18 protein-coding genes are annotated in these 21,971 nt (G+C 73.9%); 5 read left to right on the plus strand and 13 right to left on the minus strand.

Going from position 1 to position 21,971, the window contains the following annotated elements; all coding sequences use genetic code 11:
• Positions 1–93: 93 nt before the first annotated feature.
• Both soxR and D6B71_RS18620 read left to right on the plus strand, forming a co-directional pair.
• On the plus strand, positions 94–543 hold the full coding sequence (gene soxR / locus D6B71_RS18615) for a redox-sensitive transcriptional activator SoxR (protein WP_121257879.1): 450 nt from the start codon (positions 94–96) through the stop codon (positions 541–543).
• Between the two features lie 9 nt (positions 544–552).
• On the plus strand, positions 553–1,764 hold the full coding sequence (locus D6B71_RS18620) for a DUF4032 domain-containing protein (RefSeq protein ID WP_121257881.1): 1,212 nt from the start codon (positions 553–555) through the stop codon (positions 1,762–1,764).
• A 34-nt stretch (positions 1,765–1,798) separates the two neighbouring features.
• On the opposite strand, the gene D6B71_RS18625 is transcribed toward D6B71_RS18620, so the two are convergent.
• From D6B71_RS18625 to cysS, 9 genes are all read right to left on the minus strand, one after another.
• A complete protein-coding gene (locus D6B71_RS18625) occupies positions 1,799–2,380 on the minus strand; it encodes a hypothetical protein (protein ID WP_126688320.1) in 582 nt (193 codons plus the stop codon).
• 39 nt (positions 2,381–2,419) lie between these two features.
• Positions 2,420–4,228: a choice-of-anchor P family protein gene (locus tag D6B71_RS18630; protein ID WP_121257884.1), complete on the minus strand. Its 1,809-nt coding sequence runs from the start codon at positions 4,226–4,228 to the stop codon at positions 2,420–2,422.
• Entirely contained in the window at positions 4,225–4,932 is a 708-nt protein-coding gene (locus D6B71_RS18635; protein WP_121257886.1) for an ABC transporter ATP-binding protein, read from the minus strand. Before D6B71_RS18635 ends, D6B71_RS18630 begins: the two co-directional genes overlap by 4 nt.
• A gap of 67 nt (positions 4,933–4,999) precedes the next feature.
• Positions 5,000–5,995: an ABC transporter ATP-binding protein gene (locus tag D6B71_RS18640; protein WP_121257888.1), complete on the minus strand. Its 996-nt coding sequence runs from the start codon at positions 5,993–5,995 to the stop codon at positions 5,000–5,002.
• The gene (locus D6B71_RS18645) at positions 5,985–8,015 is read right to left on the minus strand and encodes an ABC transporter permease (protein ID WP_121257890.1); all 2,031 of its coding nucleotides are present in this window, start codon (positions 8,013–8,015) and stop codon (positions 5,985–5,987) included. The genes D6B71_RS18640 and D6B71_RS18645 overlap by 11 nt, the downstream gene beginning before the upstream one ends.
• A 3-nt stretch (positions 8,016–8,018) precedes the next feature.
• Entirely contained in the window at positions 8,019–9,485 is a 1,467-nt protein-coding gene (locus D6B71_RS18650; protein ID WP_121257892.1) for an ABC transporter substrate-binding protein, read from the minus strand.
• Positions 9,486–9,650: 165 nt separating this feature from the next.
• A complete protein-coding gene (locus tag D6B71_RS18655; RefSeq protein WP_206051849.1) occupies positions 9,651–11,390 on the minus strand; it encodes a metallophosphoesterase family protein in 1,740 nt (579 codons plus the stop codon).
• A gap of 43 nt (positions 11,391–11,433) precedes the next feature.
• Complete coding sequence (rlmB, locus tag D6B71_RS18660) at positions 11,434–12,375, minus strand: 23S rRNA (guanosine(2251)-2'-O)-methyltransferase RlmB (RefSeq protein ID WP_121257894.1); 942 nt, start codon at positions 12,373–12,375, stop codon at positions 11,434–11,436.
• Between the two features lie 75 nt (positions 12,376–12,450).
• Positions 12,451–13,896: a cysteine--tRNA ligase gene (cysS, locus tag D6B71_RS18665; RefSeq protein ID WP_121257896.1), complete on the minus strand. Its 1,446-nt coding sequence runs from the start codon at positions 13,894–13,896 to the stop codon at positions 12,451–12,453.
• Positions 13,897–14,069: 173 nt separating this feature from the next.
• Here cysS and D6B71_RS18670 point away from each other — a divergent pair, with 173 nt between their 5' ends.
• Positions 14,070–15,362, plus strand: coding sequence for a C39 family peptidase (locus D6B71_RS18670; protein ID WP_121257898.1), 1,293 nt, complete (start codon positions 14,070–14,072; stop codon positions 15,360–15,362).
• A gap of 337 nt (positions 15,363–15,699) precedes the next feature.
• Here D6B71_RS18670 and D6B71_RS18675 read toward each other — a convergent pair whose 3' ends face one another.
• On the minus strand, positions 15,700–17,643 hold the full coding sequence (locus D6B71_RS18675; RefSeq protein ID WP_121257900.1) for a heavy metal translocating P-type ATPase: 1,944 nt from the start codon (positions 17,641–17,643) through the stop codon (positions 15,700–15,702).
• Positions 17,644–17,755: 112 nt separating this feature from the next.
• Positions 17,756–18,418, minus strand: a complete 663-nt coding sequence (locus D6B71_RS18680; protein ID WP_240641551.1) for a Crp/Fnr family transcriptional regulator — start codon at positions 18,416–18,418, stop codon at positions 17,756–17,758.
• 158 nt (positions 18,419–18,576) lie between these two features.
• Here D6B71_RS18680 and D6B71_RS18685 point away from each other — a divergent pair, with 158 nt between their 5' ends.
• Positions 18,577–18,822: a heavy-metal-associated domain-containing protein gene (locus D6B71_RS18685; RefSeq protein ID WP_121257904.1), complete on the plus strand. Its 246-nt coding sequence runs from the start codon at positions 18,577–18,579 to the stop codon at positions 18,820–18,822.
• A gap of 213 nt (positions 18,823–19,035) precedes the next feature.
• Here D6B71_RS18685 and D6B71_RS18690 read toward each other — a convergent pair whose 3' ends face one another.
• Both D6B71_RS18690 and D6B71_RS18695 read right to left on the minus strand, forming a co-directional pair.
• Positions 19,036–19,824 carry an SDR family NAD(P)-dependent oxidoreductase gene (locus D6B71_RS18690; RefSeq protein ID WP_121257906.1) on the minus strand — a complete coding sequence of 263 codons (789 nt, stop codon included), beginning with the start codon at positions 19,822–19,824 and terminating at the stop codon, positions 19,036–19,038.
• The gene (locus D6B71_RS18695) at positions 19,821–21,404 is read right to left on the minus strand and encodes a molybdopterin-dependent oxidoreductase (RefSeq protein WP_240641552.1); all 1,584 of its coding nucleotides are present in this window, start codon (positions 21,402–21,404) and stop codon (positions 19,821–19,823) included. The genes D6B71_RS18690 and D6B71_RS18695 overlap by 4 nt, the downstream gene beginning before the upstream one ends.
• A gap of 30 nt (positions 21,405–21,434) precedes the next feature.
• Here D6B71_RS18695 and ispF point away from each other — a divergent pair, with 30 nt between their 5' ends.
• Complete coding sequence (gene ispF, locus D6B71_RS18700) at positions 21,435–21,965, plus strand: 2-C-methyl-D-erythritol 2,4-cyclodiphosphate synthase (RefSeq protein WP_121257908.1); 531 nt, start codon at positions 21,435–21,437, stop codon at positions 21,963–21,965.
• Positions 21,966–21,971 lie beyond the last annotated feature (6 nt).

Genomic DNA, 21,971 nt, shown 5'->3' on the forward strand with positions numbered 1-21,971 from the left:
CGCGTTCTAGTGTTGCTGCGACTGGTCGGGACCGGCATCCGCGACCCGTGACCAGACTTGAACCTCGCCTGAGGTTCCCGCCAGGATGCCACGGTGACCCTGCTGACGATCGGGCAGCTGGCAGAGCGATCGGGCGTCGCCCCGTCCGCCATCCGCTTCTACGAGGAGCGCGGCTTGCTGCGCGCCACCCGCACCGCCGGCAACCAGCGGCGCTACGAGCAGGCGACCCTGCGGCGGCTGGCGTTCATCCGCACCGCCCAACGCGTCGGGCTCTCGCTCGAGGAGGTCGCGAGCGCCCTGTCCACGCTGCCTGACGAGCGCACCCCCACCAAGGCCGACTGGAGCCGACTCAGCCGCGCCTGGCGACCCCGCCTCGACGAACAGATCGAACGACTCCAGCGGCTGCGCGACAGCCTCGACGGCTGCATCGGGTGCGGCTGCCTCAGCCTGAAGACCTGCGCGCTCAGCAACCCCGGCGACCGGGTCGCGCCGCGGGGACCCGGCGCGGTGTTCCTGGAGCCGCGCGGCACAGCGGGGGGCTAGCCTCGCAGGGTGGCACTCCACATCGTCGCCAACCGGCCAGACCCGGCGATCCTCACCCTGCCCTGGGGGGTCCCGCTCGAGGAGTGGACCAGCGAGCACGTGGTCCCTCTCCCCCGCGGCCTGTCCCGGCACATCGTGCGGATCGTGCGGCTGCGGGGGTCGACCTACGCCGTGAAGGAGACCGTCGAGCCGATCGCGTTCCGCGAGTACCGCATGCTGCGCGACCTGCAGCGGCTCGGGCTCCCCGCGGTCAGCCCCCAGGGCGTGGTCACCGGCCGGGTCGACGCCCGGACCGGCGAGGAGCTGCCCGCCGCGCTGCTCACCGAGCACCTGCAGTTCTCACTGCCCTACCGCAGCCTGTTCACCCACGGGCTGACCGCCGACAACCTGCCCTCGCTGGTCGACGCGCTCGTGGTGCTGCTGGTGCGGCTGCACCTGGCCGACTTCTTCTGGGGCGACGTGTCGCTGTCGAACGTGCTGTTCCGGCGCAGCGCCGGCGACTTCGCGGCGTACCTCGTCGACGCCGAGACCGGGGAGCTCAAGCCCAGCCTGTCGGCCTCGATGCGTGAGTACGACCTGACGATCGCCACCGAGAACGTCTTCGCCGAGCTGCTCGACCTGCAGGCGAGCGAGTCGCTGACCGCGGAGGTGCGGGCACACGACATCGTCGACATGCTCGCCGAGCGCTACCACGCGCTGTGGCGCGAGCTCACGGCCGAGGAGGAGTTCGCCGGCCACGAGGTCTGGCGCATCGACCGCCGCGTCGAGCGGCTCAACGACCTCGGCTTCGACGTCGACGAGCTCGACATCGTGACCGACTTCGACGGCGACCGCATCCGCATCCGGCCCAAGGTGGTCGAGCTGGGCCACCACCGCCGCGAGCTGCAGGGACTCACCGGCCTGCACGTCGAGGAGGCGCAGGCCCGGCGCCTGCTCAACGACATCGCCCGGTTCACCGCCAAGTACGACCTGGGCCGCGAGGACCGCCAGCTGGTCGCCGCCCGGTGGCTGAACGAGGTGTTCGAGCCGGTGATGGCGATGGTGCCTCCCCAGGCGCGCGGCAAGCTGGAGCCCGCGCAGATCTTCCACGAGATGCTGGTGCACCGGTGGTACCTCTCCGAGAGCGCCGGCCGCGAGGTCAGCACCCTCGACGCCGTCCGCAGCTACATCGACACGGTGCTGCTGAAGCGGCCCGACGAGGCGGTCACCGAGCCGCAGTGAGCGCCGCCTCCCCACGCGTTGCCGACGCCCCGGCTCAGGGCCGGCAGACCCGGCAGGGGGTGAGGTGGGCGTTGTTCTCGCCGACGGGGTGCAGGTCGTCGCGGTGGGCGATCAGCGCGCAGTCGCGGCGGTGGATCGTGGTGCCCTCACCGGCGGTGACCGGGATCGCGGCGGTGTCGACGCCCTGGTCGTTGATGGCCGCCGAGCGCGAGGTCACGTCGGCGAGCACCAGCAGGGTGTCGGCCAGCCGCTTCGACGACTCGCGGCCGTCGTCGGCGATCCGGGCCAGCCAGGCGCCGAAGTAGAGGAACCCGCCGACGAAGGTCAGGCCGAGCCCGAGCAGGCCGCCGGAGACGAGGTAGGAGAGCTGGTCGTACTGGTACGGCGTGTTGGCGGCGCCGTACCAGCCCAGCACGATCACGACCAGGCCGAGCGGCAGCAGGACCGCCCCGGCCCAGAACAGCACGACCTGCAGCAGCGCGTAGTGGTTGTTCTTCAGCGGCGCGGCACCGCTGGAGGTGCGGCCGGCGCCGGCGCGAGGCAGCGCGGTGCCGGCGCCCAGCCGGCTGCCGCTGGCCCGGGTGGTGCCGGCGGGGCCGCCGGCGGGAGTGGTCATCGCGGTCATCTGGATCAGGCCTTCCTGGGCGGGCGGGGGTCAGGCTTTGCGGAGGTCGGGCAGGCCACAGTCGAGGCCGTGCGGGCAGGCGGCGCCGCCACCGAGCGCGAGCGCCCCGATCCGGCGCAGCCAGCTTCCGGCGACGGTCGCGGCGGCGATGCCGGCGAAGAGCAGGAAGCCGGGGATCGAGAACAGCGGCGGCAGACCGGCGCCCATCGGGGCGGCGTCGGTGAGGTCGCCGTCGGCGCCGTCACCGGCCGCGCCGGCGCCGGCGTCGGCGGGCGGGACGTCGCCCGAGGCGACCCCGCCGGTGCCGCCGACGGCGCCACCGTCACCGGCGGCGGAGCCGTCGGCGTCGTCCACGGGCTCACCGTTGGGGTCGTTGTCGGGCACATCGTCGGGCATGTCGAGCCCCTGGACGGTGTCGACGGTGCTGGTCGCGGCGCCGAGGGTGACCACGACGCGCGGCGCCAGCCCGACGACCGTCTGCAGGAGGGTCTTGAGCTCGCCGGCCTCGGCGGGGATCTGGTCGAGGATCTGCTGCAGGGGCAGCGCCTTGAGGTGCCCCTTGAGCACGGCCAGGTCGAGGTCGACGACGATGCCGCCGACCCGGCTCACGGCCTTGTCACCGTCGCGCTTGAGGGTGGGTGCGGGCGTCGAGATGGAGATGCCGAGCTGGCCCAGCGCGGCGGCGGGGTCGTCGGGCAGGCCGGGGATGGGCGCCGGCGAGCCGGCCGCGACCAGGCCGTCGGAGCCGATCGCGAACTCCTGCCCGGCGATCGACAGCGAACCGTAGACCGCCCGCCCCGCGGGCTTGCCCTTCGCGCCGTCGCTGCTGGCGACGGCCTTGGCGGCGATGCCCTGGAGCGTGACCAGCCCGCCGAGCAGGCTCACCTCGCCGAGCGCCGAGCGGGAGACGGTGCGGACCTCGCCGGGGCTGAGCTTCGACTCGGTGGTCGAGACGTAGCCGGCGAAGTCGATCAGGCCGGCAAGCTCCGGGGGCAGCCCGGGCACGGACCCGCCGCCGGGCGCCTCCTCGGGCTCCTCGCCCTCGTCCTCGCCCTCGCCGGCGGCCGCGGTGCTGCCGCCGGTGATGGCCTGCCCGAACTGGGTCAGCAGGTCGGTCGCCTGGCCATCGCCCTCCCGGCCCTCCTGGCCGCCGCCGAGCGCCGCCAGGCCGCCGAGGCCGGGCAACCCGGGGAGGCCCTCGAGGCCGGGGATCTCGGGGAGCCCGGGAATGCTGGGGACGCCGTCGCCGCCGTCCTCGTCGCCGCTGTCACCCGAACCGGCGCCGCCGGGGGCGGGGTCCTGGAGCTGCCCGTCGAGGGAGAACCCGGTCTCGGCGATGGTGTGCTCGGGGCTGGCGCTGGTGCGCATGACCATGCCCGGGATCGGCTCGTCGGCCTGGGACGGCTCGCCGGTGGGCGAGCTGGAGTTCACCTGGATCGGGTAGCCGTTCTCGCCCAGCTGGGGCGGCAGCCCGAGCTGCTCGACGAAGGTCTTGAGCCCTTCGCCGACCGGGTCGCCGGGCCACAGCCAGCTGGCGCGGCCCAGGGAGCTGCCGGAGTCGGCCTCGACCTTGGAGTAGCCGAGCATCAGCTCCAGCTGCGGGGTCGCGGGGATCGGGATCGTCGGCTCGTAGATCTGCAGGTGCACCGGTGCCGCCCAAGCGCTGGTGCTGTAGCCGCTGAACGCGGGCGCGTCGCTGCCGTCCTCCGCGGCGCCGGCGGGGCCGGCCACGGTGGTCGGGAGCCCACCGGCCACCAGGCCTGCGGCGAGCAGCGGCAGGGCGACCCGGGCGGCGGCCCGGCGGGGGCCGCGGCGGGCGAGGGGATGCTGGCCGCTCATGCGGCACCTCCGAGGATGACGTCGGACATGGTTTCGAGGACTTCGGCGGGTTCGCCGGTGGCGACGATGCGGCCGCCGGTCATCACCGCGGCGTAGTCGGCGACCCGCAGCGCGGTGCGGGCGAACTGCTCGATGCACAGGATCGAGACGCCGCTCTCGGCGATCTGGGCGACGGTGTCGTAGAGCTCGTCGACGATCAGCGGCGCCAGGCCCATGGAGAGCTCGTCGAGCAGCAGCAGCGCCGGGTCGGAGGAGAGCGCCCGCGACATCGCGAGCATCTGCTGCTCACCGCCCGACATCGTGCCGGCCAGCTGGTTGCGCCGCTCGGCGAGCCGGGGGAAGTAGGAGTAGGCGGTCTCGAGCACCGCGTCGGTGGGGACCCCGGCGTAGGACATCAGCGTGAGGTTCTCCTCGACGGTGAGGTTCGGGAAGACCGAGCGCCCCTCGGGCACGGTGCACAGGCCGAGCCGGGCCAGCTCCTCGGAGCCGGCGTTCTGCACGTGCACGCCGCCGAGGTGGATGTCTCCGGAGGTGGCCTTCTTCTGCCCGGAGACCACCTTGACCAGCGTCGACTTGCCGGCTCCGTTGGGGCCCAGCAGCGCCATCACCGCGCCCTTGGGGACCTTGAGGTCGACGCCGCGCAGCACCTCGATCCGGCCGTAGGCGGCGTGCAGGTCGCAGATCTCGAGGATCGGGATGCTCATCGGGGTCCCCGCGGAGTCGTGAGGCGGAGGAGCGCAGCGGAGGAGCCGAGCGAGTCCGTGGGGTGGTTCATTGGTTGACCTCTCGAGGGGCGGGGGGTACGGCGGGCAGCACGGTGGTCTCGTCGGCGGCGCCCACCGGTGCCGCCCCCAGTGCGGCACCGACCGGCTGGAGGTCGGTGCGGGTCGTCTCGACCGCCGACTCGGCGTAGGCCACCCCGGCGCCAGCCCCCCGGTCCGCCTCGCCGGCCTGGTCGGCCTCGTCTGCCTCGTCGGCATAGCCGAGGTAGGCCTGCTGGACCGCGGGGTCGTTGCGGATGTCGGCGGGGCTGCCGGAGGCGATCACCGATCCGAAGTCGAGCACGTGGATGTCGTCGCAGACCCGCATCACCAGGTCCATGTCGTGCTCGACCATCAGGATCGCGCGGCCCTCGCCGGCGAGCTCGATCAACAGGTCGCCGAACGCGTCGGTCTCGGTCTCGTCGAGGCCCGAGGAGGGCTCGTCGAGCAGCAGCAGCTTCGGGTCGCCGGCCAGCGCCCGGGCCAGCTCGAGCAGCCGGGCGGTGCCGGTGGGGATCGAGTCGGCCCGCTCGGCGGCGTACGCCGCGATGCCGACCCGCTCGAGCAGCGCGTCGATGTCGGCGGCGACCGGCCGGACCAGCCCGGTGATGCCGCGGTGGATGTCGAAGGCGACCCGCACGTTCTCCCGCACGGTCAGCGAGCCGAAGGCCTCCAGGCGCTGGAAGGTGCGGGCGATGCCGCGGTGTGCCCGGCGGTGCACCGGCATCGAGGTGACGTTGCGGCCGTCGAGCCAGACCCGCCCGCGGGTGGGCTTCTGCAGCCCGGTGATCACGTTGAAGCAGGTGGTCTTGCCGGCGCCGTTGGGCCCGATCAGCCCGGTGATCCGGCCGGCGTCGACGCTGAACGCCGCCTCGTTGACGGCGGTGACGCCGCCGAACTGGACCACGACGTCCTCGACCTCGAGCAGCGGCCGGCCGCCGACGGCGGCGTGCCGGGAGGCCCGGCGTCCGCCGCCCTCGGGCCTGGAGCTGGACCTACCGAGCATGGGCGGGGACCTCCTGGTGCGGCGGCGAGACGGGGGACGTCGCGGCGGGCGCCGGGGGGTAGAGCTCGTGGGCGGCGGCCCGATCGAGGTCGAGCGGCTCGTCGACGGAGCCGCTGGCCGGGAGCTCGGCGGGCTGGGCCCGGCCGGGCAGGACCGGCAACCGGGACCGCACCCGTGGCCCGATCTCGGCGTCGAGCCAACGGCCCAGCTTGAACAGCAGGTTGGCCAGGCCGTTGGGGTCGCGGCCCAGCGCCACCGCGCCGAAGCCGAGCACCGCGAAGACCAGGCCGGCGAGCTCGGGCCGCGAGCTCTGCAGCACCGGCAGCAGCATCAACCCGATGCCGCCGAGCGTGGCGCCGGTGACCGAGGTGACCCCGCAGACCACCGCGAGCAGCAACAGCGGGAGGCTGTTGAAGAACTGGAAGTCGGCCGCGCCGATGGTGCCGCGCAGCCCGGCGAAGAGGCCACCGGCGAGCCCGGCCATGCCGGCCGAGAGGCCGAACAGGCCGACCCGGAACCAGCGCATGTCGAGCCCGAGGGTGCCGCAGGCGGCGGGGCTGTCGCGCATCGCGATCAGCACCCGGCCCAGCACCCCGCGGCGCATCCACAGCAGCGCCAGCGCCATCGCGACCAGGAACCCGGCCATCAGCAGCACGTAGCCGGCGGTCGAGGCCACCTGCAGCCCGAGGATCGACATCCGCTCGGCCTGCAGCGTGCCGTTGAAGCCGAAGGCGAACTCGGCCTGGAAGATCATCTTGTCCATGAGCACGCCGAACGCGAGCGTGGAGAGCGCGAGGTAGAGGCCGGTCAGCCGCAGCACCGGCAGCGCCACCAGGGCGCCGACCCCGGCGGCGATCAGCGCCGAGAGCAGCAGGCCGTAGAGGTTCGGCTCGTCGAGCTTGGCGTAGGCCAGGGCGCCGACGCCGGCGAAGGTGAACTGCGCCAGCGACACGTGGCCGCCGTAGCCGGTGAGCAGCACCAGCGAGAGCATCACCATCGCGTACGTGGCGGCGGTGCCGACCAGCAGCAGGTCGGCGTCGCCCATCGCGCCGGCGAGCAGCGCCACGAGCAGCAGCAGCCCGGCGCCCCAGCCCAGGGCCTTCGGCGTGGAGGGCAGCGGCGCGGACACGATGCCCTTGACCTGCCCGATCCGCAGCTGGGCCTGGGGCATCGCCACGATCACGACGAACAGGAACAGCGCCGGCACCACCGCGCGGATGCCCGACATGAACCCGTCGCTGGGCAGGTAGGCCACGGCGAACGACTGCAGGATGCCCAGCCCCATCGCCCCGACGAAGGTCAGCGGCAGGCTCTTGAGCCGGCCCAGCATCGCGGCGGCGTAGGCGTTGATCACCAGCAGCGTCAGGTCGTAGTAGGCAAGCCCGATCACCGGTGAGAGCAGGATGCCGGCCAGGGCGGCCAGCGAGATCCCGATCGCCCACGACAGCGCGGCCACGGTGTCGGGGCGGCCGCCGAAGAGCTTGAGCAGCTCGGGGTTGTCGACGCTGGCCCGCATCGCGGTGCCCACCCGGGTGCGGTTGAGCAGGGCGTAGAGCGCGATCGCGACCACGCCGGAGAGCACGATCGTGATGATCTGGTGGGCGGTGACGTAGGTGCTGCCGAGCTGGATGCCGCTGGCGGCCATGAACGGCGGCACCACGCGCGGCTCGGGCGGCCAGACGAACTGCGCCAGACCGATCAGGCCGACGAACAGGCCGACGGTCACCACCAGCGACACGCTCACCGGGCCCTCGCCGAGGCCGCGGGTGACGAACCGCTGGATGAACCAGCCGATGGCCGGCGCGACCACGCCGAGGACCAGCACCAGCGAGAGCCACAGCGGCAGGCCCTGCCGCTGGGAGAAGTCCCAGAAGGTGAACGCCAGCACCATGCCGAACGCGCCGTGGGCGATGTTGAACACCCGGGTCGTGGTGTAGGTGAGCACCAGGCCGCTCGCGGCGATGGCGTAGGCCGCCCCGGTGAACAGCCCCAGGATCGTGAACGAGAGCAGCGAGCCCATGACTCAGCCCACCGTGGTGGTGCCGCTGCAGGTGTACTTGGTGCCGCCGACCGGCACGAACTTGCCGCCCTTGACCTCCAGGAACCGCCAGCAGTCGCCGGTGCGCTTGGCGCCGACGTGCTGGGGTGCGTGCATGCCGTTCGCGGTCCAGTCGTCGACCTTCTTCAGCGAGTCGACCAGCGACGCGCGGGTCAGCTTGCCGCCCAGCGCGATGGACTGCTGGACGAACAGCCGGGCCGCCGACCAGGAGAACAGCCCGAAGAACGTCGGGGTGGCGCCGGGCTTCACCTGCTGCAGCCAGTTCAGGTAGAGCTGCACCTCCTCGTTGGAGGCGGCCTCCTCGAACGGGGTGAAGTTGATGAACACCGTGGTGCCCTCGACGTCGGAGCCACCGGAGGAGAGGAACTCGGCGTTGTAGGCCGTGGGGTCGAGCATGAAGACCTCGGGGTCGAAGCCCTGCTGCTTCATCGCCTGCGCCAGCCGCACGAACTGCGCGGTGGAGGCGATCATCTGGACGTACTCGACGCCCTTGTCCTTCATCTGCTGCACGTAGGGCGAGTAGTTGAACTCGGTGACGTCGATGCCGCCGTCGTAGATGATCTTCAGCCCGCGCTTGGTGAGCGCGTCGGACTGGTACGCCGCGTTCTCGCTGGCCGCGCCCGCCTTGACGTAGGTCATCGCGCCCTTGCCGGCCGCGGAGGGGTGGTTCTTCTTCACGAAGTCGGCGACGGCGTTCTGGAACTCGGTGGCCTTGGTGGACTGGGCGCCGAAGCAGGTGTCGCAGGCGTAGCGGTCGGCGGTGACCGCGGCGGAGCGGATGTCGGGGAGTCCGCAGCCCTCGGCGACCCCGGCGCCGCCGGAGTCGAACGCCGACATCGAGCCGACCATCGCGAAGGTCTCGTCGCAGCCCTTGGTGTAGTTCTGCTGGTCGGCGGCGGCGTCGGCCCGGCTGTCGTAGGTGCGCAGCTCGAGCTTGCGGCCGCAGATGTCGCTGTTGGCGTTGAAGTAGGCGACGTAGGCCTTGACGGCGTCCTGGCTGGACTCGAAGAGCCCCGGCACCGGTCCGGAGATGTCGGCGGCGTTGCCGATCACGATCGTCTTGTCGGTGATGCCGGTGCTGTTCTTGAACCCGTCGCAGCTGCCCGCGTCGACCCCGCCGTCGGCGGCGTTGCCGCCGCTGCCCTCAGTGCCGCCGGGGGTGTCGCCGCCGGCGCCGCCGGTGGTGCCACCGGTGCCGCCGGTCGTCCCGGTGCTCCCTGTCGTTCCGGTGGAGCCGGTGCCGCCGGTGGTGCCGGGGATCGAGCCGTCGGCGGCGACCCCCTCGGCCCCGGTGACGGTGCCGCCGGAGAGCCCGCCGGCGCCGGTCTGGGCGACGGTGGCGGGGTCGAGCTGGGACCCGCAGCCGGCGAGGACCAGGCAGAGCGCCAGGAGGCCCGCGGCCGCCGGGGCGAGGGGGGACCCCCCAGCCACCGCAGGCAACCGAAGGGCACGACGAGGACGGAGCACGGAACCTCCCGAACTAGAATAGGTACCAGTTCAACGAGGCGGTCCGGCAAAGGTGACGCGAGACACAGGACTGCTTTCGGCCGGTTCCGGAGACCGATCCGGGCCCCGCCCGCGCCGCCCGGCCGGGGGCTACCGGGCCGGGCGTGCCTCCGTGCCGGTGTCGCCGTCCGAGCCGGTGTCGGGGTCGGGGTCGGTGCCGGAGTCTCTGTCGGGCTGCTCGGAGTCCTCGCCGAGGCCGGGCTCCGGATCCGGGTCGGTGGTGTCCACCTCGAGCACACCCGAGCCGAGGTCGAGCGCCTGGTAGGGCTGTACGACGTACCCACCCGTGGTGCGCAGCGTGACCGCCTGCACCCCGGCCGGGCGGCCGTCGCGGTAGGTCAGCACGGTGACCATGGCCGGACGGCGGGGCTTGGAGCCGACCGCGATCGCGTAGGCCGCTCCCCCGGTGGTGCCGTTGGTGTAGCTGTAGCCGACCAGGCCGCCGTGTCCGACCACGCGGGTCGGGCCGACCTGCTCGTGCAGGTGCCCGCCGACCACGAGGTCGACGCAGCCGCGGGCCAGCGACTCGCGGCCCAGGTTCGCGTCGTGGACGAGCAGGGTGGAGACCCGCTCGCCGTCCTCCTGCGCGGCGCAGGCCTCGTCGGCGAGCCTGGTCTCGACCTCGTCGAAGCTCAGCCCGGTCTCGTCGCGCCAGTTGCCCAGTCCGCTCGAACGCGGGTCCGGGACGCCCAGCAGCGTCGACCCGCCGGGGCCGTCGACCACGTCGCCATCGAGCACGCTCCACCCCAGCTCGGCGAGGTAGTCGCCGACGAAGTCGCCCTGGTCGTGGTTGCCGGTCACCGCCCAGCGGTCGACGTCGTCGAACGCCGCGGTCACCGAGTCCAGTGAGAACGCCTCCCAGGTGCTGCCGGTCGAGGTGTCGTCCCCGGCGTCGAAGACGCCCGTGGCGCCGGCCCGGTCGCCGATCGCGCGGGCCACCTTGTCCATGCCGACGTTGTCGTGCCGGTCGCTGACCAGCACGACGGTGGTCTCCCCCTCCTCGGGGGTGCGCAGCGGCAGCTCGGCGGCCCGCTCGGCGGCGTCGGCGTAGAAGCCCTTGCTCTTCTCGTAGGTGCTCACCGCGCTCTCGATCAGCCGCCGGGTGCCGCTCGTGGTGGCATCGCCGCGGACCTCGAGCCCGCGGGCCTCCTCGGGCACCGGGATCCCGGCGCCGAGGAACTCCTGCAGCGGCATCCAGTCACGACCGGCGTCGACGGTGTCGTCGTCGGAGCCCCACGGCCGCCACAGCCCGACCAGCACCAGCGCGACCAGCAGCAGCGCCAGCACCCCCTCCGGGGTCGGCAGCCGGCGCAGCAGCTGGCGGCGCCGCTCGCTCCCGACGAGCGTCCAGATCAGGATCGGCAGCAGGCCGAGGGCGGCACCGCGCAGCGCCGCGTCGACGGCCATGTCGACCAGCGCGTCGCGCACCTTGGCCTCGACGCCCTCCGGCTGGCTGGCCAGGAACGCGTAGCGGTCCACCAGCGCCTCGGTGGAGGGCACGTCGGTCTTGCCCAGCTGGATGTCGACACCGAACGGGACACCCGAGTCGAGCCGGACGTCGGGCAGCACCGGGCCGGTGTGGACCACGACGTAGTCCGAGAGCTCGGGGCGCAGCACGACGTCGTGGCTGGCCAGGGTGGTAGTGCGGCTGCTGCCGAGGAACAGGCCGACCGCGGCGACCGTCGCACAGGCCAGCCAGGCGAGCAGGTACGCCGTGCCGGCCGAGAGCCGGAGCGCCCCGCGCCGCAGCCCGCCCCGCGACCGCCGCGGCCGGTCTGCCGCGGTCGGCTCGGTCGGTTCGGCCGGTCGGCTCGGCTGCTGCTCGCTCATCGCACTCGTCCCGACATCGGCCGCACCAGGCGGGGTCTCGGGCTCAGCCGCGGGCCCGCGCGATGGCGTACAGGGTCACCGACGCGGCGACCCCCGCGTTGAGGGACTCGACGTTGTTGGCCATCGGGATCGAGACCAGCTGGTCGCAGGTCTCGGCGACCAGCCGCGAGAGCCCCTTGCCCTCGGAGCCGACGACCACGACCAGCGGGCCGTCGGCGAGGTCGAGGTCGGGCAGCGTCGCGTCGCCGTCGGCGGCCAGCCCGACGACCATGCAGCCGGCGTCCTGGTAGGCCTTGAGCGTGCGGGTCAGGTTGACCGTCTGGGCGACGGGGATCCGGGCCGCCGCGCCGGCGCTGGTCTTCCAGGCCGAGGCGGTCATGCCGGCCGCGCGCCGCTCGGGGACGACGACGCCGTGGGCGCCGAACGCGGCCGCGCTGCGGACCACCGCCCCCAGGTTGCGCGGGTCGGTGACCGAGTCCAGGACGACGACCAGCGGCGGCTCGCCGAGCTCCTCGGCCCGGGCCAGCAGGTCGTCGGGGTGGGCGTACTCGTAGGCCGGGATCTTCGCGGCCAGGCCCTGGTGCACGGCACCGCCCGTGAGCCGGTCGAGCTCACCCCGGCCGACCTCGAGCAGCGAGACCCCCTGCTCGGCGGCCAGCCGGAACGCCTCGCGCAGCCGGCCGTCGCGCTCGGCGCCCTCGGCGACGTAGACGCCGGTGACCGGCACCCCCTCGCGGAGCGCCTCGACCACCGAGTTGCGCCCGGCGATCCACTCGACGTCGCCGCCGGTGCGGCGCCGCGGCCGGGCCGCGCCGGCCTTCTCGCCGCGCTGCTTGGCCTTGTAGGCCTTGTGGTAGGGCCGCTCGTCGGCCTTGGGGGTGGGCCCCTTGCCCTCGAGCCCGCGCTTGACCCGACCGCCGGAGCCCGCGGTGGGGCCCTTGCTGGACTTGCGGATCGCGCCCTTGCGCTGTGAGTTGCCTGCCACGTCAGTGTCCGTTCGGGTGGGAGAGCCGCGGCGCGAGCCACGGATGGGCCGGGTCGACCGGGGGGCGGCCGGCCATCAGGCCAGGCTCCACTTCGGCCCGGCGGGAGTGTCCTCGATCTCGACACCGGCGGTCTTGAGCCGGTCGCGGATCGCGTCGGCGGTGGCGAAGTCCTTGCCGGCCCGGGCCTCGGCGCGCTGCTCGAGCAGCGTGCCGACCAGGGCGTCGACCACGTGGGTGAGCCGCTCGTCGGTGTCGCCGGCGCCGCGGGTGCCCCAGGCGGGGTCGTCGGGGTGCAGGCCCAGCACGTCGAGCCAGGCCTCGACCTGGCGGCGTACGTCGCGCAGCGCCACCGAGTCGCCCTCGCCGAGCAGCTTGTTGCCGTGGCGGATCGCGTCGAAGACCACCGCGATCGCTGCCGGGGTGCCGAGGTCGTCGTCCATCGCCTCGTCGAAGCGGCGCTCCAGCTCGGGCAGGAAGTCGGCCTCGCGCTCGGTGCCGTCGACCGGGCCGTCGGCGGCGACCTCGAGGGCGCGGTGCAGGAAGTTCTCGATGCGGCGGAAGCCGGCCGCGGCCTCCTCGAGCGCCTCGAAGCTGAACTCGACGTGGCTGCGGTAGTGCGCGGAGACGAGGTAGAACCGCAGCTCGATGCCGCGGAAGCGCTGGAGCACCGCGGGGATCGTCAGCGAGTTGCCGAGCGACTTGCTCATCTTCTCGCCGGCAGTGGTGATCCAGGCGTTGTGCATCCAGTACGACGCGAACGGGTGGCCGGCGGCGCGCGACTGGGCCTGCTCGTTCTCGTGGTGGGGGAAGCGCAGGTCGACCCCGCCGCCGTGGATGTCGAAGGCGGAGCCGAGGTACTTCAGCGCCATCGCGGAGCACTCGATGTGCCAGCCCGGACGGCCGCGGCCCCACGGGCTGGGCCACGCGGCGGTGGCCGGCTCGGAGTCGGCCTTCCAGCCCTTCCAGAGCGCGAAGTCGCGCGGGTCGCGCTTGCCCCGGGGGTCGGCGTCCTCGGCCGCCTCCATGTCGTCGACGCCCTGACGGGTCAGCTCGCCGTACGCCGGCCAGGAGCGCACGTCGAAGTAGACGTCGCCGCTGCCGTCGTCGGCGGCGTAGGCGTGGCCCTTCTCGATCAGGTCGCCGATCAGCTCGACCATCTCGGGCACGTGGCCGGTGGCCGCCGGCTCGTAGGTCGGCGGCTCGACGTTGAGCGCGGCGTAGGCGGCGGTGAGCTCGCGCTGCATCGCGTAGGCGAGGTTGAACCAGGCCCGGCCCTGCGCGGCGGACTTGGCCAGGATCTTGTCGTCGATGTCGGTGACGTTGCGGATGAACGTCACGTCGTAGCCGCGGTGCCGCAGCCAGCGCTGGAGGACGTCGAAGTTGACCCCGGAGCGGACGTGTCCGACGTGCGGCTCGGACTGGACCGTCAGGCCACACACGTAGACGCGGGCCTTCCCCTCCTCGAGGGGGACGAAGTCGCGGACTTCGCGGGTCGCGGTGTCGTAGAGCCGGATGGTCACACGGGCGAGTCTAGTTGTCGGGGCGGTTCGGCCCCGCTTCCGCGTGGGTCGTGTGCCTGGGGACGCGACATGGCGCGTCCCCAGGCACACGACCGGGGCGCAGAGGGGCACCGCCAGGTATCGATCCTGTTTCTCCTGTGACGCACGGGACGGTTGACGCTTATCGTGGCCGGGTGCGTCGCTCCCTCGCCCTGCTGTCCGCCGTCCTGCCGATGGTCGCCTCCCTGCTGGCCGTCGGCCCCGGACTCGATGCGGGAGCGGGCGCGGCGGCCGCTGCCATCTCCGCGCCGGCCGCAGCGGCGCCGGCGCGGAACGTCTCGTACGTCGAGTGGGACACCCCCGCGGAGCTGCGCACGGGCGTCCGGCGCGGCGTCGCGGTGAAGCGCGGCGCCCTGGTGCTCGCCGCCGACCCGGCCCGGTCGCGCCGGCACGCCGGTCGCCGGTTCGACGCCGGCAGCTGGACCTCGCCGTGGACCGCACCCGCGTTCGCGCTCACCGAGCTGATCGCCTCGTGGGACGCCCGCACCCCCGGCGACAGCTGGGTCGAGATCTCGGTGCGCGGCCAGGACGGCCAGGGCCGCACCTCCAGCTGGGACGTCCTCGGGCGCTGGGCCGCCGGCGACAAGGCGTTCCGGCGCACCAGCGTCAGCGGCCAGGGCGACGACCTGGCCGACGTCGCGGTCGACACCTGGCGGGCGAACAGCGCCGAAGGGCTCACCCGGTGGCAGCTGCGGGTCGGCCTGATGCGCGGCGCCGGTGCCGACTCGCCCTCACCGCGGGTGGACACGATCGGCGCGGTCGCCACCCGGCTGCCCGACGTCGACTCCGTGCCCACCTCACGGCCGGGGGTCGCCCGGGGCGTGGTGCTCGACGTGCCGCGCTACTCGCAGATGGTCCACGACGGCCACTACCCGGCGTACGGCGGCGGCGGTGAGGCGTGGTGCTCGCCCACGTCGACGTCGATGGTGCTCGGCTACTACGACGCGCTGCCCCCGAAGCGGGCGTGGTCGTTCGTGCCGAAGGGGCACCCGCAGCCCTGGGTCGACGCGGCCGCGCGCGCGACCTACGACCACGCCTACCGCGGCACCGGCAACTGGCCGTTCAACACCGCGTTCGCGGCGACCCGCACCGGCCGGGCGTTCGTGACCCGGCTGCGGTCGATGAAGGAGGCCGAGCGGTTCATCGCGGCGGGCATCCCGCTGGTGATCTCGGTGGCGTTCGGCCGCGGCGAGCTGTCGGGGGCGCCGATCTCGTCGACCAACGGGCACCTGATGGTGGTCGTCGGGTTCACCGACGACGGCGACGTGGTGGTCAACGACCCGGCCGCGGCGACCAACGCCGGCGTGCGGCGCACCTATGACCGCGGCCAGCTCGAGGACGTCTGGCTGCCCGCCTCCGGCGGCGTGACCTACGTGATCACCGACGCCGACCACCCCCTCCCCGAGGGCGGCCGCGGCGCGTGGTGACCCGTTCGTCGCCGACCCGTCACTGATTCCCGCGTTTCTGCGGCGTGTCGGGGAACGATCGACGACTCGGCCGCCCTCGGCGTCCGGCTGACGCCGAGTGACGCGATCGGCACCTTCCGGGGCCCCCGGAGCATGCCGTTCGCGTCACTCGCGGTCTCCACGTCCCAGTCGCCCGCCGAGTCGGCGCTACTGCAGACACCTGACCGCCGAGTCGGCGCGAATGCAGACCCAGGCCCGCCGAGTCGGCGCCACTGCAGACCCCGCCCACCGGCACTAACGCCGACTCGACCCTCTGAGCCACGGCACTTGCGCCGACTCGGCCCGCCCGTCGGTCGCCTCACGCCCTCGCACCGACCGTCCGCTCCATCTCGTACGCCGCAGCGTCACCGCCGGCGCCCGTCGACCGGGTGGCGGCGGGCCGGCGCAGCAGCCGCATCGCGTTCGCGATGACGACCAGCACCGACACCTCGTGCACGAGCATGCCGACCGCCATCGTGACGCCGCCGAAGAGCACCCCGGCCAGGAGCGCGGCGACCGTGGCCAGGGCGATCGCGATGTTCTGACGCATGACCGCGACGGTGCGGCGGGCCAACCGCACGGATTGCGGCAGCTTGGCGAGGTCGTCGGCCATCAGGGCGATGTCGGCGGTCTCGATGGCCACGCCGGTGCCGGCCACCCCCATCGCGACGCCGATGTCGGCGGTGGCGAGCGCGGGTGCGTCGTTGACGCCGTCACCGACCATGGCGACCACGTGTCCGCGGGACTGCAGGTCGCGGACCGCGGCGAGCTTGTCCTCGGGCAGCAGCCCGGCGCGGACCTCGTCGACGCCGACCTGGGCGGCGACCGCCTCGGCGACCTGCCTGGTGTCGCCGGTGAGCATGACCACCCGGCGTACTCCGACGGCGTGCAGGTCGCGCACCATCTGCTCGGCGTCGGGTCGCACCCGGTCGGCGACGGCGACCACGCCGGCCAGGACTCCGTCGACGGCGACCGCCATCGGCGTCCGGCCGGCGGCGGCCAGCGAGTCCAGAGTGGTCTCGACGTCGGCAACGGCCACGTCCTGGGCCCGCAGCAGCGCGAGGTTGCCGACGACGACCCGGTGACCGTCGACGGTGGCGACGATGCCGCGGCCTGGCACGGGTTCGGTGGAGTCGGGAAGGCCGGTGACGTCGAGGCCGGCCGCGCGGGCCGCCTCGATGATCGGCCGGGCGAGCGGGTGCTCGGAGCCGGCCTCGGCGCGGGCGGCCCAGCCGAGCACGTCGTCCCGGTCGCGGGCAGGGTCGAGCACGACGACATCGGTGAGGTGGGGGCGGCCCTCGGTGAGCGTGCCGGTCTTGTCGAGCGCGACCGCGTCGATCCGGGCGGAGGTCTCGAGGAACTCCCCGCCCTTGATCAGGATGCCGTCGCGGGCGCCGCGGCCGATGCCGGCGACCACCGCGACCGGGATCGAGATGACCAGAGCGCCCGGGCAGCCGATGACCAGCAGCGTGAGCGCCAGCACGACGTCGCCGGTGGCGAGGCCGAGGACCAACGCCGAGGCGATGATGCCGGGGGTGTACCAGGCGGAGAACCGGTCCATGAACGCCGCGGTGCGGGCCTTGGCGTCCTGCGCCTCCTCCACCCGGTGGATGATCCGGGCCAGTGTGGTGTCGGCACCCACGCCGGTGGCACGCACCTGCAGGAAGCCGCCGTGCGAGACGGTCCCGGCGAAGACCCGGTCGCCCTCGGCCTTCTCGACCGGCATCGACTCTCCGGTGATCGCCGCCTCGTCGAGGGCGCCGTTGCCGGACAGCACGACCCCGTCGACCGGCACCTGGGCGCCGTTCTTGACCAGGACCGTCTCACCGGCCGCCACCGCCGCGGCGTGGACCTCGACCTGCTCGCCGTCGCGGAGCACGACCGCGACGTCGGGCGCCACGGCCACGAGCTCGGCGAGTGCCGAGCGGGTGCGGGTCAGCGTGGCGCTCTCGAGCGCGTGGCCGACCGCGAACAGGAAGGTCACCGCGGCGGCCTCCCAGTGCTCACCGATGATGACCGCGCCGATCGCCGCCACCGACACCAGCAGGTCGATGCCGACCACCCGGGCGGTGAGTGCGCGGGCGGCCTGCCTGACGATGCCCGCCCCCGCGACCACCGCGGCCGCGACCATGAGCAGGTCGCTCGCGAGGCCGGCGCCCGGCACCCGCGCTGACGCGAGCGACGCCGCGATCAGCAGCCCGCTGACCAGCGGCACGCTCCACCGCCACTGTCGCCACTGCCACCGGGTCCGTACCTCGTCCATGTCCGTCCGCTCCTCTCGTCCCAGCCCCTCTGCGGGGTCTCGCTCGGGACGCTAGGCGCGTCGGCGACGCCGTTCCTTGACGCAGGTCAACCGCGCGGCCAGCGGGCTGAGGTCAGCCAGGGACGGCCGCTCGCTCCAGGGCCACCGGGTCGAGGATGGCCAGGTCGCGCCCTCCCTCGAGACCGATCACGCCGTCGCGGGCCAGGGCGGCCAACCGGCGGCTCAGGGTCTCCGGCGTGGTGCCGAGGTGAGAGGCGACCTCCTTCTTGGCCATCGGCAACCGCACCGTCAGCACGCCGTCCCGCACGGAGGACGGCAGGTCGAGCAGGTACGCCGCCACGCGCGCTGTCACGTCGCTGGAGGTCACCGCGGCGAGCAGCCGCTCGGCGCTGGCGAGCCGGTCGGAGAGGGTGCGCAGCATCTGGCGGCCGATCTCGGGGTAGCTCCTGAGCAGGTCGGCCAGGTCGGCGTGGTCGAACACGCACATCCGGCTGTCCTCGAGCGCCACCGCGAAGTGGTCGGGGCGCTCACCGGTGAGGAAGGCCCGCTCCCCCACCACGTCGCCGTCGGTGGCGGTGCGGACGACCTGCTCCTGCCCGCTGGGGGTGAGATGGCTGATCTTGAGCCTTCCCGCGTGCATCACCAGCAGCCGCGACTGCGGCTCGCCGGCGGCGTAGACCACCTCGCCCTTCGCGACCACGACGGGTCGGGCGAACCCCGCGATCTCGACCTGCTGCTCGTGAGGCAGGCCGCGGAAGATCGGGACCCTGGTCACGCACAAGTCCTGGTCGGCCACGCCCTCAGCCTCGCACCCCGCCCCCAAGCCGGCGAGCTCGGCTTGATCCACGTCAAGGAACCCCGGCTCGCCGGTTCCTACGGTGAGGACACGACCACGGATCGCCGGCCACCGGGCCGGCAGAGGGAGAGCAAGCCATGACCACCGGGACCACGTCCACCACGACGACCACCACGACGCTGCGAGCCGAGGGGTTCTCCTGCCCGTCGTGCGTGGCGAAGATCGAGAAGCAGGTCGGGCGGCTCGCCGGCGTGGAGTCGGTGCGGGTGCACTTCGCCTCGTCGCGCATCGAGGTCGTCCACGACCCGGCCGTCGTGGGCGTGGACGCGCTCGTCGCGGCGGTCGCCAAGGCGGGGTACGCCGCCCGCCCCGCGGCGTACTGACGCACGAACGTCCATCGCGTCCGCCGACAGCTCGCGCGCCGAGTGACGTGAACGGCACCCCTTGCGGCCCCCTGATCATGCCGTTCACGTCACTCGCGGCCGCGTGGTGACCCGTTCGTCGCCGACCCGTCAATGATTCCCGCGTTTCTGCGGCGTGTCGGGGAACGATCGACGGCTCGACCACCCTCAGCGAATCCGCTGACGCGCCTGCGACTACACCCCGTAGCCGCCGTCGACGTCGAGCTTCTGGCCCGAGACGAACCCGGCACGGTCCGAGGCGAGGAAGCAGACCGCCTCGGCGACGTCGTGGGCGGTGCCGAACCGGCGCAGGGGGATGTTGCGGCGGGTGACGGCGAGCGCCTCCTCCGACAGCTCACCGGAGTCGATCAACCGGGCGGCCATGCCATCGGTGAGCATGCCGGGGCCGACCGCGTTGACGCGCACGCCGAAGCGGCCCTCCTCGGCCGCCAGCGCCCGCACCAGCGCCTCGACCGCGGCCTTCGGCGCCGACGACAGCCCGTCGCGGGTGGGGAACCGGGCGGTCGCGGCCGTGGTCACCGCGACCACCGAGCCCTGACTCTCCCGCAGGTGCGGCAGCGCGGGTCGCACCACCGCGAAGAACCCGGCGGTGTCCTGCGCGAGCTGCGCGGCCATCGCGGCGGGCTCGACGGTGGACAGGTGCACCATCGGCACGTGCGGGCCGGCGGCGTGCACGAGCGTGTGCAGGCCGCCGAGGTCGGCGGCCACCGCCTCGACGACCCGGGCGGCGTCGTCCGCCGAGGCCAGGTCGAGCTGGTACGCCGCCGCGCGGACGCCCCACTCCCGGGCCGCGGCCGCGGCTGCCTCGCCGGCGTCGGGGTGGGAGCGGTAGGTGACGGCGACGTCGCAGCCGCGGCTGGCGAGCATCCGGGTGACGGCCAGGCCGATCCCGCCGCTGCCGCCGACTACCAGCGCGGCACCGGTGCGGCCGCGGAAGTCGTCTGCGAGCTCGGCGCCCCTCACGAGGTCACCGAGAACTCGACCGTGTGCCAGCCGGTGGCGCCGTCGGGCCGCACGTCGCGCTCCACCCCGGTCTGCACGAGACCGAACTTGTCGGTGGCGCGCACCCGGACCAGGTGGTCGCCGGGCTCGACGTCGACCCGGGCGCTCCACTGCACCCAGGTGTCGTTGGTCGGCGGGACCGCGACCTCGGCGGGCTGCCAGGGGCCGCCGTCGAGGGCGATCTCGACGGCGCGGATGCCGGTGGGCTGGGCCCAGGCGACGCCGGCGAGGACCAGGTCGGCGGCGGGCACCTCGGCGCCCTGACTCGGGACGTCGATGCGCGAGGCGAGCTTGATCGGCGCCTGCTCCGCCCAGCCCTGGGAGGTCCAGTAGGCCTCGATGTCGGAGAACCGGGTCACTTCCATGTCCACCACCCACTTGGTTGCCGAGACGTAGCCGTAGAGGCCGGGGACGACCGTGCGCACCGGGAAGCCGTGCTCGATCGGCAGCGCCTGCCCGTTCATGGCGACGGCGAGCAGCGCGTCGCGGTTGTCGGTGAGCGCGACCAGGGGGGTGCCGCAGGTCCAGCCGTCCTCGGAGGTCTGCAGCACCGCGTCGGCGTCGGGGTGCACCCCGGCCTCGGCCAGCAGCTCGGCCACGCGTACGCCGCTCCACCAGGCGTTGCCGGCGAGGTCGCCGCCGACCGGGTTCGACACGCAGGTCAGCGTCACCCACGCCTCGGTGAGGTCGCGGGCGAGCAGGTCGTCGTAGGTGAGCAGCAGCTCGCGCTCGACCATGCCGTGGATGCGCAGCCGCCAGGCGTCCGGCTCGATGGTCGGCACCACCAGCGCGGTGTCGACGCGGTAGAAGTCCTCGGCGGGGGTGACCCACGGGGTCAGCCCCTCCACGGGCTCGGGCAGCCGGGCCCGGGCCGGCACCTGCGGTTCGGTGACCCCGGGCAGCCGGAGCAGCCGCCGGGTCTCCTCGACGTGGCGGCGGCCGGATCCGATGGTGCGGCCGACCAGGGCCACCACCGCGGAGCCGCCGGCCACGAGTGCCGTGAGCACCACGAACGCCCGCCGGCTGCGCCGCTGGCGGTGCTCGACCTGGTCGGCGTCGATGTGGCGGGGGTCGTCGGCGGGCAGCGCAGCGCGCTGCTCGGCCCGTTCGCTGCGGCGCAGCGGGTCGGTGAGCAGGAGGATGCCGACCAGCCAGGTGGCCAGGCCGACCAGCACCGGCACCAGGTCGATGGTGCCGGTGGAGCGGGGCAGCAGCACCGCGACCGCGCCCAGCGCGGCCAGCGCGGCGTACACCGGGATCGGCGCCCACCAGGCGCGGCGCGCGAGGCGTCCGGTCCAGGCGAAGAGCGCGGTCAGGAGCAGCAGAATGCCGAGCACCAGCAGCGGCTTGTCGAGCGCGCCGAGGTAGCGCACCAGCCGGTCGACGACCGCTCCGGGCGTCACCTTGACCACGAGCTCGCCGACGGCGACGACCGGCGACTCGCGGATGGTCATCGCCATCGCGACCGCATAGCTGGTCGCGACACCCGCCGCACCGGCGACGATGCCGGCCAGCGACCAGGTGCCGCGGGTCGTCCTCACGCGCCGATTCTGGCAAGGCATCATCGCGGTGTGCACCCAGCCCCCGAACCGGACTCCCCACCGACCGCCCAGGCGAGCGCCTCGCCGCCGCTCCCGCGGGTCGGGGTCGGCACCGACGTGCACCGCCTCGTCGAGGGGGTGCCGATGCACCTGGCGGGCCTGTCGTGGCCCGACGAGCCGGTCGGGTTGGCGGGGCACTCCGACGCCGACGTGGCCGCCCACGCCGCGTGCGACGCGTTGTTGTCGGCGGCCGGGCTGGGCGACCTCGGGTCGAACTTCGGCACGTCCGACCCGGCGTGGGCCGGCGCCTCGGGGGCGGCCCTGCTCGCCGAGACGGTACGCCGGGTGCGCGCCGCCGGCTTCGGCGTCGGCAACGTGGCGGTGCAGGTCGTCGGCAACCGGCCGCGGCTCGGCCCCCGCCGGGCGGAGGCCGAGGCCGCGCTGTCCGCGGCGGTCGGTGCCCCGGTGTCGGTGTCGGCCACGACGACCGACTCGCTGGGCCTGACCGGACGCGGCGAGGGGGTCGCGGCGATCGCGACGGCGCTGGTCGTGCCCCGCTGACCCTCC

Origin of the sequence: Nocardioides ferulae, from assembly GCF_003660455.1 — a bacterium.
Taxonomy (GTDB): Bacteria; Actinomycetota; Actinomycetes; order Propionibacteriales; family Nocardioidaceae; genus Nocardioides; species Nocardioides ferulae.

What these genes read in the sequence shown, in the direction of transcription:
- D6B71_RS18625 (WP_126688320.1), bottom strand. Translation starts at nt 2,380, where the DNA reads ATGACCACTCCCGCCGGCGGCCCCGCCGGCACCACCCGGGCCAGCGGC.
- D6B71_RS18630 (WP_121257884.1), bottom strand. Translation starts at nt 4,228, where the DNA reads ATGAGCGGCCAGCATCCCCTCGCCCGCCGCGGCCCCCGCCGGGCCGCC.
- D6B71_RS18635 (WP_121257886.1), bottom strand. Translation starts at nt 4,932, where the DNA reads ATGAGCATCCCGATCCTCGAGATCTGCGACCTGCACGCCGCCTACGGC.
- D6B71_RS18640 (WP_121257888.1), bottom strand. Translation starts at nt 5,995, where the DNA reads ATGCTCGGTAGGTCCAGCTCCAGGCCCGAGGGCGGCGGACGCCGGGCC.
- D6B71_RS18645 (WP_121257890.1), bottom strand. Translation starts at nt 8,015, where the DNA reads ATGGGCTCGCTGCTCTCGTTCACGATCCTGGGGCTGTTCACCGGGGCG.
- D6B71_RS18655 (WP_206051849.1), bottom strand. Translation starts at nt 11,390, where the DNA reads ATGAGCGAGCAGCAGCCGAGCCGACCGGCCGAACCGACCGAGCCGACC.
- D6B71_RS18675 (WP_121257900.1), bottom strand. Translation starts at nt 17,643, where the DNA reads ATGGACGAGGTACGGACCCGGTGGCAGTGGCGACAGTGGCGGTGGAGC.
- D6B71_RS18685 (WP_121257904.1), top strand. Translation starts at nt 18,577, where the DNA reads ATGACCACCGGGACCACGTCCACCACGACGACCACCACGACGCTGCGA.